The sequence below is a fragment of the Pseudomaricurvus sp. ABR4_320 genome (assembly GCF_056159445.1).
On the sequence record NZ_JBSWVF010000006.1, the window covers coordinates 239,801 to 253,545 of the forward strand.

14 protein-coding genes are annotated in these 13,745 nt (G+C 50.7%); 7 read left to right on the forward strand and 7 right to left on the reverse strand.

What is annotated here, in order from left to right:
- Positions 1-119 precede the first annotated feature (119 nt).
- Positions 120-365 carry an accessory factor UbiK family protein gene (locus tag ACXAFR_RS14480; protein WP_475178092.1) on the reverse strand — a complete coding sequence of 82 codons (246 nt, stop codon included), beginning with the start codon at positions 363-365 and terminating at the stop codon, positions 120-122.
- A gap of 328 nt (positions 366-693) precedes the next feature.
- On the opposite strand from ACXAFR_RS14480, the gene ACXAFR_RS14485 reads away from it, so the two are divergent.
- The 5 genes from ACXAFR_RS14485 to ACXAFR_RS14505 all read left to right on the forward strand — a co-directional run bounded on the left by ACXAFR_RS14485 (position 694) and on the right by ACXAFR_RS14505 (position 4,248).
- Positions 694-1,359, forward strand: a complete 666-nt coding sequence (locus ACXAFR_RS14485; protein WP_475178095.1) for a TorF family putative porin — start codon at positions 694-696, stop codon at positions 1,357-1,359.
- 94 nt (positions 1,360-1,453) lie between these two features.
- Entirely contained in the window at positions 1,454-1,792 is a 339-nt protein-coding gene (gene glnK / locus ACXAFR_RS14490) for a P-II family nitrogen regulator (protein ID WP_475178096.1), read from the forward strand.
- Positions 1,793-1,824: 32 nt separating this feature from the next.
- Complete coding sequence (locus ACXAFR_RS14495; RefSeq protein WP_475178097.1) at positions 1,825-3,060, forward strand: ammonium transporter; 1,236 nt, start codon at positions 1,825-1,827, stop codon at positions 3,058-3,060.
- Between the two features lie 231 nt (positions 3,061-3,291).
- Complete coding sequence (locus tag ACXAFR_RS14500) at positions 3,292-3,630, forward strand: P-II family nitrogen regulator (RefSeq protein WP_475178100.1); 339 nt, start codon at positions 3,292-3,294, stop codon at positions 3,628-3,630.
- A gap of 414 nt (positions 3,631-4,044) precedes the next feature.
- Entirely contained in the window at positions 4,045-4,248 is a 204-nt protein-coding gene (locus ACXAFR_RS14505) for a hypothetical protein (RefSeq protein ID WP_475178101.1), read from the forward strand.
- Between the two features lie 30 nt (positions 4,249-4,278).
- Here ACXAFR_RS14505 and ACXAFR_RS14510 read toward each other — a convergent pair whose 3' ends face one another.
- The 6 genes from ACXAFR_RS14510 to argH all read right to left on the reverse strand — a co-directional run bounded on the left by ACXAFR_RS14510 (position 4,279) and on the right by argH (position 11,769).
- Positions 4,279-4,992 (reverse strand): DUF484 family protein, encoded by a 714-nt coding sequence (locus ACXAFR_RS14510; RefSeq protein WP_475178103.1) that lies wholly within the window; start codon positions 4,990-4,992, stop codon positions 4,279-4,281.
- A gap of 26 nt (positions 4,993-5,018) precedes the next feature.
- Positions 5,019-5,849 carry a diaminopimelate epimerase gene (gene dapF, locus ACXAFR_RS14515; protein ID WP_475178104.1) on the reverse strand — a complete coding sequence of 277 codons (831 nt, stop codon included), beginning with the start codon at positions 5,847-5,849 and terminating at the stop codon, positions 5,019-5,021.
- 4 nt (positions 5,850-5,853) lie between these two features.
- A complete protein-coding gene (lysA, locus tag ACXAFR_RS14520) occupies positions 5,854-7,116 on the reverse strand; it encodes a diaminopimelate decarboxylase (protein WP_475178106.1) in 1,263 nt (420 codons plus the stop codon).
- 21 nt (positions 7,117-7,137) lie between these two features.
- On the reverse strand, positions 7,138-7,287 hold the full coding sequence (gene lptM, locus ACXAFR_RS14525) for an LPS translocon maturation chaperone LptM (protein ID WP_475178109.1): 150 nt from the start codon (positions 7,285-7,287) through the stop codon (positions 7,138-7,140).
- A 126-nt stretch (positions 7,288-7,413) separates the two neighbouring features.
- Positions 7,414-10,230, reverse strand: a complete 2,817-nt coding sequence (locus ACXAFR_RS14530) for a class I adenylate cyclase (RefSeq protein ID WP_475178112.1) — start codon at positions 10,228-10,230, stop codon at positions 7,414-7,416.
- Between the two features lie 135 nt (positions 10,231-10,365).
- Positions 10,366-11,769 carry an argininosuccinate lyase gene (gene argH, locus ACXAFR_RS14535; protein WP_475178115.1) on the reverse strand — a complete coding sequence of 468 codons (1,404 nt, stop codon included), beginning with the start codon at positions 11,767-11,769 and terminating at the stop codon, positions 10,366-10,368.
- Positions 11,770-11,851: 82 nt separating this feature from the next.
- On the opposite strand from argH, the gene ACXAFR_RS14540 reads away from it, so the two are divergent.
- Together ACXAFR_RS14540 and ACXAFR_RS14545 are read left to right on the forward strand one after the other, a co-directional pair.
- Positions 11,852-12,961: a sensor histidine kinase gene (locus tag ACXAFR_RS14540; RefSeq protein ID WP_475178116.1), complete on the forward strand. Its 1,110-nt coding sequence runs from the start codon at positions 11,852-11,854 to the stop codon at positions 12,959-12,961.
- The gene (locus tag ACXAFR_RS14545) at positions 12,954-13,664 is read left to right on the forward strand and encodes a LytR/AlgR family response regulator transcription factor (RefSeq protein ID WP_475178118.1); all 711 of its coding nucleotides are present in this window, start codon (positions 12,954-12,956) and stop codon (positions 13,662-13,664) included. Before ACXAFR_RS14540 ends, ACXAFR_RS14545 begins: the two co-directional genes overlap by 8 nt.
- Positions 13,665-13,745 lie beyond the last annotated feature (81 nt).

Consider the following 13,745-nt stretch of genomic DNA (forward strand, 5'->3'; position numbering starts at 1 on the left):
ACGTCAGTTACAGAGCATTGGGAGCATAGGGCTCTTGACGTCAGATGTCGCCTGCAGGACGGTATGAAAAGCCAGTACTGATGCCTTCTTGTCAGAAGATTCGGTAAAAAGCGTGGTGTTTATTCTGCTTTTGAACCGCTATTTGTTTCCAGTGCTCGGACCTGTTTTTCCAGAGCTTCAAGAGCCATTCGCGTGCGCTTTAGTACCGCAGCCTGAGCATCAAATTCTTCTCGAGTTACCAGATTAAGATCCCGCAATCGTGCTTCGAGCAGTGCCTTGAGCTGCGCTTCCGGAATGGCGGGAAATTTGTCTGCGGTCAGTGATTTTAAGTCGCTGGCCAGTTTGTTAATTAGAGTGTCAATCATGGTGTTTTTCTCAATCTCCCTGTATTTGGATATTCTGATGAAAGGCACCGGAAAATTGTGTTAAAAAAGCTTGTTTGCATCATATTGGTGCGCATTTTAGCGGGCTCGCCAATTTTCGGTGCTAGGATGGTGCAATGTCGTAATATTCATTTTAACTCAGTGGTGCAAACTAGTGCATTTTAGCGCTAAGTTATTGATTTATTTGTGTTAGAAAATTATGGCAAGCAACCTGCTAAGGTGTCCGAACGAAAAATTACACTAAAAGCGTCGAGTTAACATCGGCCATATATTCTAAATCCACATGGACTATGAGTTGAGAGGAAAACCCATGAAAAAAATGACCCAATTGGCCTCAGCAGTTGCCCTGGCTTCCGGAATGATTATTGCGGCGCCATCGGTAATGGCCGAAGTGTCAGCGTCTGCCGCTGTAGCTAGCACCTACTTGTGGCGTGGTTATGATCTTGGCAGTGGTACACCCGCCGTTTCTGGAGATATCACCGTCAGTGAAGGTGGTGCCTATGGGGGTATTTGGGGATCCTCTGGCGATTCTTTAGCCGGTACTGAATATGATCTCTATGCGGGTTATGGCATGGAAATGGGGGGCGTCACAGTTGATTTGAGTGTTTGGAATTATGTTTATCCAACGGGTGGAGAGACAGATTTCTTTGAATTCTCAGAAGTTATTCTGACTGTGGGCGCAGGCCCGATCAGCTTTTCTTACTACGACAACGTCGCCGGTGGTAGCGGTTACGAATATTATTCACTGAGTGGCGAGATGGGTTCATTCTCCGCCACTCTAGGCATGCATGACTATAGCGACGATGGTGGTGATCCGGTGCACTTGGACATCAGCTATGCCTATAACGATAACCTTGCGTTTACATTAAGCCAATTTATCGTCGATCAAGATGAGCCAAATGCATTGCGAGAGGACGGTGATGGTAACGACGATTTAAAATTCGTTGTTTCTTACAGTCTGCCAATTGATATGTAAAACACGTGCTGCCCAGAGCAGTGAATAAGAGCCCGGAGCCATCCTTCGGGCTTTTTTCTCAGGGCCACACATTTAACCTCGAAGGAGTAATCCGATGAAACTGGTAACAGCAATTATTAAACCCTTTATGTTGGACGCGGTTCGCGAAAGCCTGTCTGAAATCGGAGTTCAGGGAATCACTGTCACAGAAGTTAAAGGCTTTGGTCGGCAGAAAGGACATACCGAACTCTATCGGGGGGCTGAATACGTGGTTGATTTTCTGCCCAAAACCAAGCTGGAAGTCGCTGTCAGTGATGACCAGGTTGATTCTGTCGTCGAAGCAATCAGTAAGGCTGCGCACAGCGGCAAAATTGGAGACGGAAAGATTTTCGTTTCTGCGTTGGAACAGGTCGTCCGCATTAGAACCGGTGAAACCGGCGAAGACGCTCTGTAAAAAATTTAAAGATCCTCCTGGAGAAACAAGCAATGGAAAATTCTATTTTCGAATTGCAGTACGCATTGGACACATTTTATTTCTTGGTGTCCGGCGCACTGGTTATGTGGATGGCGGCTGGCTTTGCCATGCTGGAATCTGGTCTCGTCCGCGCGAAAAACACGACTGAAATTCTGACCAAAAACGTCACTCTTTACGCTGTCGCCTGTACGATGTATCTGGTGTGTGGCTACGCCATCATGTACGGCGGTGACTTGTTCCTAAGTGGTATTGTTGCTGATGGTGTTGCTGGCGCTGAAGAGCCTGCAACTTACGCACCTTCCGCTGACTTTTATTTCCAGGTGGTCTTTGTTGCGACAGCCATGTCTATTGTCTCTGGCGCCGTCGCTGAAAGAATGAAGCTTTGGGCATTTTTGGCTTTCGCTGTTGTCATGACGGGCTTTATTTATCCAATGGAAGGCTCCTGGACTTGGGGCGGCAATTCTGTATTCGGTATGTATACCTTGGGCGATCTTGGCTTTTCTGACTTCGCGGGTTCTGGCATTGTGCATATGGCGGGTGCGGCTGCGGCGCTGGCTGGCGTGTTGTTACTTGGACCTCGTAAAGGCAAATACGGCCCGAATGGAGAAGTTATCGCTATTCCTGGTGCCAATCTGCCTCTGGCGACTTTAGGTGCTTTCATTCTGTGGATGGGCTGGTTCGGCTTTAACGGTGGTTCTGTTTTGGCAACTGCCAGTGTAGAAAGCGCCAACAGTGTTGCGATTGTATTTCTGAATACCAATGCTGCAGCGGCCGGTGGTCTAATTGCCTCTTTGATTGTTGCTCGTATTTTGTTTGGTAAGGCGGACCTTACCATGGCGTTGAACGGCGCTTTGGCGGGTCTGGTTGCGATTACCGCTGAGCCGTCGACACCTTCTCCGCTACAGGCGACTATCTTCGGTGGTCTGGGTGGTATTCTGGTGGTCTTTGCCATCCTCACCCTCGACAAGATGAAAATCGATGACCCTGTCGGTGCTATCTCTGTTCACGGTGTTGTGGGTCTGTTGGGCTTGCTGTTGGTTCCATTCACTAATGATGCTTCCACTTTCTCCGGGCAAATTATTGGTGCTCTGACCATCTTTGTTTGGGTGTTTGTTGTAAGTCTCGTTGTCTGGATGATCTTGAAAGTGGTCATGGGACTGAGAGTTTCCGAAGAGGAAGAATTCGACGGTGTCGATATCGCAGAATGCGGTATGGAAGCTTATCCTGAATTCACCAAAAACAGCTGATCTATCTGTTCTTGTTTGGCGAAAAACCCGGCCTCGTGCCGGGTTTTTTTATGGGTGTTGTCTTCATTTGGTCGCACAGCTTTGAGATGATTTTTGCGATGCTTCGGTGTAATCTAGCGCAGGTTGCGGGAGAGGGGATTTACCCCTTTGGCAATGGTGCAGTTATCGCCCGAATATTTGGCACAGAATTTATAACGATAAAAATAGAACATCACGCGACAGGAAACTTCGATGAAATTAATTACCGCAATCATTAAACCCTTCAAGCTCGAAGAAGTTAGAACAGCGTTATCAGAGGCTGGCGTTCAAGGCATGACAGTCACAGAAGTTAAAGGCTTTGGGCGACAGAAAGGTCACACAGAATTGTATCGTGGCGCCGAATACGTCGTTGATTACCTGCCCAAGGTTAAAATTGAGGCGGTTGTTGAGTCTGATCGCGTTGATCAGTGTATTGAAGCAATTTCAAAAGCTGCTCAGACTGGAAAGATTGGCGACGGCAAAATATTTATCGTCCCGGTTGAGAATATCGTCCGAATCAGAACCGGCGAAACGGGATCCGACGCTGTTTAGTCAGCGTCAAATGTTGGCGTAATTCCGGGGGCTGGTTTTTCCTTGTCAATAGGCGGAAACCAAAGTTCCCCTCGGTCGGCTCGTGCTTTCTCTTTGTTTTTTATCAAGACGGCTTTTGGCGGAGAAGGTGCCTTTTTAAGGATCCCTTCTCTTTTTAATTGCTATAATTAGAATGCTCAAGCTGGTTTTTCAAAGATTTCGAGATTTTTGTCATCTCCGCTGTCCTTCTTAGATCTTCCTGTAATAACTGAACTGGTTAATTATTAGCCGATTTAGTGCAAATTAAACTAAGCAATTGCCCCTTTCTGACTGGCAAGGTCTTGAAATGCTGGTCTATAACTATTCCGTCAACCCATTCAGTCACGTAAGTCACTGAAAACTAGCGTTTTACGGAAAGTGTATAGGCTCCAGATCATGAGTAATGACGAATCATACCGTATGGTAAATAAATCGCCGGAAGATCATTCCGTGGCGTCACGAAAGCAAGAGAGAGATCAACTGAAGGCTGATATTGAGGCGTTTCTCGCCGGCGGTGGAAAAATCGAGGCCGTTGATCCAAATGTGACCGCAGACCCGCCAAAAAAGCCATCGAATAATTACACCAGCCGATCCATATGATTGGGGGCTTCGATATCTATCCCGAATGAGTTAATGGTTTGTGACTAATAAGCTGTCAGATTTCAACGGAATCTGGCGGCTGAGAACATCGCCGATAAATTCCAGAAATAAGGTGTCCATGTCACTCTGATAGCGGCTGGCATCTTTACTGGCAACAGCCAGTTTTCCCAGAGGCTCGCCTGAATTTAAAGGGACCAAAGCGGCGGAATTGACTTCGCTGGCATATTCTTCAAAGAGAAAGCTCATCTCGGCTTTCGATGGCTTGCCGCAGAATATTTTTTTCCTTCCGAGCAGCCGCTTGTATTTTCCGCGAGCTTCTTCAGGTGCGAGAACTCTGACGCCAGGTGGAACTTCTGCTGCTGGATTTCCAAGAAGAATTAATGTGGCGAATTCGATTTTGAAATCGTGCTTCAAGCTGTAAAGCAGAGCATCGATCATTTCATCGAGGCTGTCGCTAATGATAAGCGCCAGAACCAAGCGACGGGTTTTTTCATACAGAGCACTGCTTTCTCGTGCGTTACGCATCAATTTATCGAGACGATGGCGCAGGTCCGTATTGCTTTCGCGCATCACAGCGATTTGTTTTTCGAGAAGGGATACGGCTTTACCGGAATTATGTGGGATGCGCAGGTCCATCAACAATGAAGGCTGTTGGACAAAAAAATCGGGATTGGCGCGAAGGTAATCTGCAACCTGCTCAGGTGTTACTGGGGTTGCTTGGCGCTCGTTCCGATTCTTTGTCATGTTGGCTATCTCGTTTGCTTCTGGCCTTAAACCTTGATTTGACCGTGATATACCGTGGTTGCTGGGCCGGCCATAGTGACATTTTCTCCCTCGCCTGGCCAGGAGATCGAAAGTTGTCCGCCGGGCAAATGCACGCTGACCTTTTCATCGAGAAGCCCCCGCAGGCGACCGGCTACGACCGCGGCACAGGCTCCGGTTCCACACGCCAAGGTTTCGCCCACACCTCTTTCAAAAACACGCAGGCGGATTTCGGTTTTTGTTACCACTTCCATAAATCCCACATTGACTCGATTGGGAAATGTGTGATGTTTCTCCAGGCGTGGCCCATCCACTTCTAATGGACAGGTAGCGACATCATCGACTAACAATACGGCGTGTGGATTTCCCATGGAGACAGCGCCTATCTCCAAGCTGCGGTCATCAAGCGAAATGGAATAGAAGGGCGCCCGATCCGTAGCATGAAAAGGTATTTGCGCCGGCTCTAATTGCGGCTTACCCATATCAACTTCGACATCACCATTTTTTAATAATTTTAGTACAAGATTGCCGCCAGCCGTTTCTACAGTGATAATTTGTTTGCCAGTGAGCTTTCGTTCTGAAACAAATCTGGCGAAGCAACGTGCGCCATTGCCACAGTTTTCGACCTCCGAGCCATCGGCATTGAAAATTCGGTAGCGAAAGTCGGCTTCGGCACTGCGAGGTGCTTCGACTAACAGAATCTGATCACAGCCAATACCAAAGCGGCGGTCAGCCAAAAATTTTAATTTGGCTTCGTTGAGCTTAATTTTCTGGCTGACACCGTCAATCATCACGAAATCGTTTCCGAGTCCGTGCATTTTAGTAAAGCGCATTCTCACCGCTTCATTCCTCCAGCGGTAAGAGGTGCTCACCCTGAATCAGCTGCTCGAAGGTTTCCCGCTCGCGAATCAGATGGGCACTGGAGCCGTCAACCATTACTTCCGCAGCTCTTGCCCGGGTGTTGTAATTTGACGCCATTGTAAAGCCGTAGGCGCCCGCGGACATCATAGCCAGGTAATCACCAGAGTTGAGAGCTAGTGATCTTTCTTTGGCCAGAAAATCGCCTGTTTCACACACGGGGCCGACCAGATCCCAATCTTGAGCAGCGGTTGCCGATGGTTTTACACAACGAAACTCCTGCCAGGCGCTGTACAGGGACGGGCGCAGATTATCGTTCATTGCGGCATCTATGATCGCGAAGTTCTTGTGTTCAGTTGGTTTCAAGTAAAGAACTTTCGTCAAAAGCACACCAGCTTGCGCACATATGGAGCGACCCGGCTCGACGATGACGCCCAGATTGCGCTGGGCTAATTTTTCTCTTACTTTTTCGATATAGACGGAGGGGGCAGGCGGTGTTTCATCCGCGTAAGCGACACCCAGGCCTCCACCCAAGTCCAGATGTTGTAAGTGAATGCCAAGCTCGTCGAGCTGGTCCACGAGGGCCAGCATGCGATCGAGGGCATCGAGGAAGGGGGTCAGTTGTGTCAGTTGGGAGCCGATATGGCAGTCCATACCAACGACTTGCAAAGATGGCTTTGCCGCTGCTTCTTTATAAAGGTCCAGCGCTCGGTCGAATTCTATGCCAAATTTGTTCTCTTTTAGCCCGGTCGAAATGTAAGGATGGGTCTTCGCGTCGACGTCTGGATTGACTCGAAAAGAAATCGGAGCCACTTTACCTTCGTTTTCGGCGATTTCTGCCAGTAAGTCCAGCTCTGCAGCGGATTCTACATTGAAGCAACGAACGCCCACTTCAAGAGCTCGTTGCATTTCTGATGGCGTTTTCCCCACGCCGGAGAAAACCACCTTGGCCGGATCTCCGCCTGCACGGATGACTCGCTCGAGTTCACCTTGAGAGACGATATCAAACCCGGCACCTCGCCGTGCAAGAAGATTCAACAGCGCTAAATTGCTATTGGCTTTAACGGCATAACAAACAAGGTCGTCCGGCCCATTAAGTGCTTGTTTATAGGCGTCGAAGGCCGCCGTTAACGCGCTATGGCTATAGACATACAGAGGCGTGCCGTATTGTTCACCAAGCTGCTGGAGTGAGCAGTCTTCAATGTACATCTCGCCTTGGCGTTCAGAGATGTGGGGAAATTTAGTCATAATTATGATCGCAGATGGTCGTCACTCACTATTGCCAGAGGCAGTACTTGTTGACTCTTCGGGATTTTCGTCCGGAAGGTAAAGAGGGCCATACTGGCCACAGCCATTTAACGAACATATGGCTAGACCCAGCCCGCAGGCCAGAATTAGGTGTCGCAAGAGATTGCGCATCTGATCCCTCTATCGTGTGGAGTGGCTCAAAGTAAAAGCCGCCTAGTATAGCGGTCGAGGCTATGTGCATACCAGCGTCGGCCTCGTTTGAGGTTGGTAACGCGTTGAAAGAGTCACCTTTGCTGGTCAGAGGGTACGCATAGCGTTATTGATTTTTTGCTCAAGGCGGTAACGCAGACGTAGTGCTTTTATCAATCCTGGTTGCGAGAAGGAGGCGGTTGTAGGCTCGGTATTGCAAAAGTCCATTGCCGTGATCTGGCATCCGTAGCGACTGCCGCTTTTACGGTGCGCCATTACAACCTCTGCAACAATCGCGAAGAGATTTGTAGCCAGTTCTTTTCCATCGAAATGTTGATCATCGATGTCGATGGCAATACTTGACGGTTCCAAACTGAGGTCTCGTAGGCTTACTCGAAAATCAAATAGGCCAATGTTGCGGATTTCCCGGCTCACGGGCCTTCTTTCTGTATCGAACTCTTTCGTTCTTGGATTGCGGGACAGCCGCAAGAATTGTATCGGTTGAACCCCAAAATGGAGTTCAATCTCTTCTTGTGTTTGGGCTTGTTGCAGGTGATGTCGAATAAATTGATGCAGAGGCCTAAGGAGGTTGGCTTCTTTGTAAAAGGGAACCTGGGTGCTAAAGATGCTGTTGTTGCCATCGGCCACCAGTAACCAGGCACTCTCTCGTTGGGGGAGATAGGCGACGCGAACACTGTCGTGGATCGGTTGGCGCGACAGTGGCCACAGCGGATGTCGGTGCATACTGGTGCGATCGAGAATAAAGGTTCGAGGGGTTTCTCGTGGCTTTTCCAGGTACTTCAGAAGGTCGCTTTCGGTTGTGCACGAGATGAGGGATAGGGTGTTTTCCAATTGCCAGGCCCAGTAGGTACCCTGATAGCGCAGCATGAAAAGGCAATCTTGCCCTTGCCGCGACAATAGGCGCGCTTTGCTCAAATCCTTTATCAGTTTTTCCAGCCGTTCTTGCAGCAATGCCGACTGTGGCGATGGTCGGACATAGATGCCAATGGTCAGTGAGGCGTCTCCCGATTGATCAATCAGTCTGAGAAGACGCTCCGGCAAGCTGGCGATGGGCTTGTCGGAGCTGTTGATAATGTAGGTTTCATTCCAACTGTTGCGAATGATCAGATGGATATCTCGCAGCGGCTCCGATGTTTGCTCGGTATTGTTGAATGGGTCCAGCTGCAATTGCGAGCCGCCCTGATAGCCGGGGCCGGCATCCAGTAAATTGACGGCAATCAACACATGTCGCGGCTGAGCGGGCTCAGCAAATACTTCTTGTGTCGGATCCTCCAACGGCATGGGTGTCCAGTTGCGCAAGGCTTTGTAGAAGCCATCCAACCTCAAGCGAGGCTGTCCTGGTGCAGACAGCCAGGCGTGGGTTCGACTTGTGAATATGCCGTTATTGTAGGACCACACCAAAAGTTCGACAGGGCTGGTTGCCATTTTCAGTGGAGGGCCTTCGGAATTGCCTGAGTCACTCGCGATAACCCGCCAACGCCGCTTGCTGGTGTCGTTACGGCGACCGACAAATTCCAGTGCCGGTGCTTCCAGTGAGGGTGAAATGTCGGGATTGATCAGTTCTATTTTGCCCGCTTTGCGTTTGAACGCAGCTTGCAGCTGGTTGCCCAATACGGCTAGATCGTTTTGGAGGTGTTTTTGAGTCGATGGATTATGGCGAACAAAGCCTTTGAGGGCGCGATAACTGTGTAGGAGCTCTTTGACGAGTAAATTTCGCTCGTCACTTACCTGATTTGCCCGCCAATCGCGACGATTATCGAGACGTGCCAAATGCTGTTTCGTCCATCCCCAGCTGGTGACCAAGTCTGTCAAACATTGTTGCTGCCAAGAGGCTGGAACCGCTTTGGAACGACGACTGAGCGGCTTATCGACTTTGAAGTAGAAGCAGCGTCGAACAATTTCAAGGCGCCTTTGCTGACCCTGCAAAGCCAGATAGTCCGACAGCAATGCGTAGACGCTCAAATAGGGGTCCAGTTGCTCTAAATCGGTAATTCCCGCCTCAACCTGGGCTTTAAAACGATTGCATAGCAGTTGCGTCGTAGGGTAACTGGCCGCATAGGCTTCGAGGAGCAGCAGCTTTAAGACGGATTTGTAGGGGGAGTGAATACCCTTGTACAACTGCCAAATGGCTGCGGTAACAAATTCCTCCGGTGGTACTCTAGGGGCGCCAAAATCGATGGTTTCCGTCGGCCGGAAGAAGAGTTTGCCGAGCAGTTCTTCGCGATAGCGATCGTAGTCAGCTTCTGCCGCTGCGGGTATGAACCACCACAGGGGGTAGCGGCCAGCGAGCCAGACTGCGCTGCGATAGAATTCATCGAGCAACAGGCCGTGTTGGACGCTGCCACTGGATTCGCTGGATAGAGCGAGAGTCTCGCCTTGTCTGAATTTCTCGGCATCCATTGGAAAGAAGCAGATATCCAGGCTGTATGTTTTAGCCCAAAGGCTGATGCGCTGGCATTTTGTTTCCAATCCCTGACGTTGGGATGGGGTCAGTTCAGATCCGTGACATACCCAGATATCCAGATCACTGCTGCGGCTTTGTCCAATGGTGCCGATGCTGCCCATCACAAACAACGCATGAATCGATTGGTGTCTTGCGGTGTGAGGCTGATAGCGGAAGCTGCGGAAGACTCGACGTGCGGTCGCTAATACCCGTGGCTCAGGCTTGTAGGCGTTGAGTCCTGCCGGTGTGTCTGCTGCAACATAGCCGGGTAGTGAGGGATGATTGACATGAAAGAACAAGGGCAGCATATCCACAAGCTGGGCTTGCCGGGATTGCAGGCTTTGTCGCGTACGCTCAAGTCGTTGAGCGTTCACATCGAGAAACCTCTGGCGCAAATCCAGGAGCTGTCGGCGATCCAGATTCAGCGGGTCGACGGAACTCCGTGTGGCAGCAGGTGGCATCGCGAATACATTTGACTCTTGAGGGAAATTTGCCCGTCGTTGATAAAAAACAAGCAGGGCAGCAGGCTTATTTAGTTTAGTCGAGTCTGAGAGAGTTGCTGAAGGAATCGCGGGCCATCGGCCCGCGAAAAAGACTTAGCGGCTACGAGTCTGAAGTAGCAGAGCGGCAGCCTCTGCCGCGCGTAATACCTGCTCTGGCGCTGTACCGCCGAGGTGATTTCGTGCGGCGACGGAGCCTTCCAAGGTCAGGAAGTCGTAGATGTCGCTCTCAATGGTTTGAGAAAAGGTCTGCAGTGTCGCCAGATCCAGATCAGCCAGATCACAATTCTGGCTGATGGCATGGGCGACCGATTTGCCAACGATCTCGTGGGCATCTCGGAAAGGTATCCCTTTACGTACCAGGTAATCGGCCAAGTCCGTCGCGGTGGAGTAACCGCGGCTGGCGGCTGCACGCATATTGTCGGCTTTGGCTCGGATGGCGGGAATCATATCTGCGAAGGCACGCAGGCAACCCTTTACGGTATCAACAGCGTCGAATAGGGGCTCTTTGTCTTCTTGATTGTCTTTGTTGTAAGCCAGGGGTTGGGATTTCATCAGCGTTAGCAGGCTGATCAGATGGCCGTTAACCCGCCCAGTTTTTCCTCTGACCAATTCAGGCACATCCGGGTTTTTCTTCTGAGGCATGATCGACGAGCCAGTACAGAAACGGTCAGGTAGCTCGATAAAGTCGAACTGTGCCGAGGTCCAGAGGACGAGCTCCTCCGACATACGTGACATGTGTGTGAGCAGTATGCTGGCGAAGCCACAGAATTCAATGGCGAAATCACGATCGGAAACCGAGTCCAGGCTATTGCGGGTGGGGTGTTCGAATCCCAGCAGTCGCGCCGTCAATTCTCGATCGATGGGATAGGTGGTGCCGGCGAGCGCTGCAGCACCCAACGGGGACTGGTTAAGGCGTTGCCGACAGTCATTCAGGCGCCCAAAGTCCCGTTCCAACATTTCATTCCATGCCAATAGGTGGTGTCCAAAGGTAACCGGTTGGGCTGTCTGCAAATGTGTGAATCCCGGCATGATGGTCGCATTTTCCTGCTTCGCCAATGCCACCACTCCCGTTTGGAGACGCGTGAGTTCGGTGCTGATGCCATCGATTTCATCCCGCAACCAGAGGCGAATATCGGTCGCTACCTGATCGTTTCTAGAGCGTCCTGTGTGCAGCTTTTTGCCGACACTCCCGATTTTGTCGACCAGGGCGGATTCCACGTTCATATGAACGTCTTCCAGTGGTATCGACCAGTTGAAGTTTCCGTTCTCGATATCAGACTGAACTGACTGCAAGCCACCGATGATGGTTTGGCATTCTTCTTCGGTGATAACACCCGCTCTGGCCAGCATGGTGGCGTGGGCGATGGAACCTTGGATGTCATGGCGGTAGAGGCGCTGGTCGAATTGCACGGAAGCGGTAAAGCGCTGCACAAACGCGTCGGTGGATTCGCTAAAACGCCCACCCCATTGTTGGTTGGTATCTTTACTGGTTGTCATGACCTGTCTCTGGCTTGGGGAACAGTCCCGGTTGCGGAAAGCCGACTATTATAGCTGTTAGTGAATCAGACGAGTACAGGGGATGGTCGAGGCGAAACTCAAGGGCAGTACCAGAAAGAATGTCTCGAATAGAGAGCCGTTTAAAAGCAGTCCAGCCTTTCTGCCCAACCTCTGTCACATGCAAGCCGTTTTGCTGCTGTTGCTTCTCGGGGAACTGTTGGCGCTACTGCTGACCTTGGCGCGACTGCCTTATGTACAGGGTTTTTGGGAAGTTCTCGGCTTGCATTCGGTACTGGTGCAGTGGATTGTTCTTCTCAGTGCTTGCGTACTCTGCCCTCTGCGTTATCGCCTGTCTGTTCTGAATCCAATGCTGGCGGGCTCGTTGGTGTTTGTGCTGGTTATTGGCGTCGCCGGTGTCTGTATCGTAGGAGGGCACATGGTCGTTGGTGGAGGTGCGGTGGGTTCCAAGCGGGAATTGATCGTTGATTTGTTGTTGGCAACGCTGATTGCCGCTGTCGTATTGCGTTATTTGTATTTGAGTCAACAATTACGCAATCGCGAGCAGGCAGAGATGATGGCCCGAATTGATGCCTTGCAGGCCAGAATCCATCCTCATTTTCTTTTCAACACGTTAAATACCATTGCCAGCCTGGTGAGCTCGCGACCGCAGTTGGCAGAAGAGGTTATTGAAGATCTCTGCGATGTCTTTCGGGCAAGTCTTGCTAAGCCTGGAATGGTGACACTGGCGGATGAGAGGGCATTGTGCGAGCAATATTTATCGATCGAAAAATTACGCCTGGGTGATCGTTTACAGATCGATTGGCAGGTATCGCCGGCGTTGCAAACACACATAGACGCGATTCCTATGCCTCGTTTAATTCTGCAACCCCTGGCGGAGAATGCCATCGCACATGGCCTCTCGCAAATGACCAATGGTGGTGTTCTTCGTCTCTGCCTATCCCTGAGTCAGGAGCCCTCGCCCCGGCTCGAGGTGGTGGTTGAGAATCCGGTCGCTGAGAATGCTGAGTCGAATATTTCTGCTGGAAACGGTATGGCACTGGATAATATCCGTTCGCGATTGCAGGCGATATACGGAAGGCAGGCCCTGTTTCACGCCGGGCGGGTCGGCCAGGGGTTTGTCGTTAAATTCAGCTATCCTGTAGAGTATGATGGATATATTACTCGTGGATGATGAAGCCCTTGCGAGGGAGCGCCTGCAGCGTCTGCTTGAGGACGTGGCACATGTGCGCGTTGTTGGAGAGGCTGCAGATGGGCTCAGTGCCTTACACCTCGCCCGAGAGTTGAAGCCTGACGTGGTCTTGTTGGATGTACAAATGCCAGGCTTGGATGGCCTGGAAACAGGGCGTCGCTTGGCGGAATCTGAGCAGTCTCCGGCCGTAATATTTTGTACGGCTTACGATCAATATGCGCTGGAGGCGTTTAGCGCCAGTGCGAGTGATTACCTGCTCAAACCCGTACGCAAGGAAAAGCTGGTGCTCGCGCTACAGCGTGCTGGTCAAATCAATCGCGCTCAAATGCAGACGCTGGAAGCGTCGCCGACCAAAGCCAAAGGTCATATCGTTGCGCGCACTCATACGGGCACAAAATTGATAGCCGTAGACGATGTCTATCTTTTTTTAGCTGACCAAAAATACGTCACTGTCGTTCACAAGGATGGTGAGAATTTGATCAGTGATTCCCTGAAAGAGCTGGAGGCGGCACTCGGAAATCGATTCATTCGCATCCATCGCAATGCTCTTGTAGCCGTCGACCAAATTGTGGGTATTGTGCGCGACCGCGGTGGATTCAGCGCCGAGTTGCGCTCTTCTGAGTTACGTCCACAAATCAGTCGTCGCCAATTGGGCAGCTTGCGGGAAATCATTCCGTTTAACTGATCCAAAACCTGCGTTCGCCTTTGGCGTCTGCTATGATTCGCCCCTCGCAGGGGGTGGATATCTTTGTGATCCGCCTCCGAA

Bases quoted from the DNA above. Each gene is read 5' to 3' on its own strand.
- ACXAFR_RS14480 (WP_475178092.1), bottom strand. From the start codon at position 365: ATGATTGACACTCTAATTAACAAACTGGCCAGCGACTTAAAATCACTG.
- ACXAFR_RS14485 (WP_475178095.1), top strand. From the start codon at position 694: ATGAAAAAAATGACCCAATTGGCCTCAGCAGTTGCCCTGGCTTCCGGA.
- glnK (WP_475178096.1), top strand. From the start codon at position 1,454: ATGAAACTGGTAACAGCAATTATTAAACCCTTTATGTTGGACGCGGTT.
- ACXAFR_RS14495 (WP_475178097.1), top strand. From the start codon at position 1,825: ATGGAAAATTCTATTTTCGAATTGCAGTACGCATTGGACACATTTTAT.
- ACXAFR_RS14500 (WP_475178100.1), top strand. From the start codon at position 3,292: ATGAAATTAATTACCGCAATCATTAAACCCTTCAAGCTCGAAGAAGTT.
- ACXAFR_RS14505 (WP_475178101.1), top strand. From the start codon at position 4,045: ATGAGTAATGACGAATCATACCGTATGGTAAATAAATCGCCGGAAGAT.
- ACXAFR_RS14510 (WP_475178103.1), bottom strand. From the start codon at position 4,992: ATGACAAAGAATCGGAACGAGCGCCAAGCAACCCCAGTAACACCTGAG.
- lysA (WP_475178106.1), bottom strand. From the start codon at position 7,116: ATGACTAAATTTCCCCACATCTCTGAACGCCAAGGCGAGATGTACATT.
- lptM (WP_475178109.1), bottom strand. From the start codon at position 7,287: ATGCGCAATCTCTTGCGACACCTAATTCTGGCCTGCGGGCTGGGTCTA.
- ACXAFR_RS14530 (WP_475178112.1), bottom strand. From the start codon at position 10,230: ATGCCACCTGCTGCCACACGGAGTTCCGTCGACCCGCTGAATCTGGAT.
- argH (WP_475178115.1), bottom strand. From the start codon at position 11,769: ATGACAACCAGTAAAGATACCAACCAACAATGGGGTGGGCGTTTTAGC.
- ACXAFR_RS14540 (WP_475178116.1), top strand. From the start codon at position 11,852: ATGGTCGAGGCGAAACTCAAGGGCAGTACCAGAAAGAATGTCTCGAAT.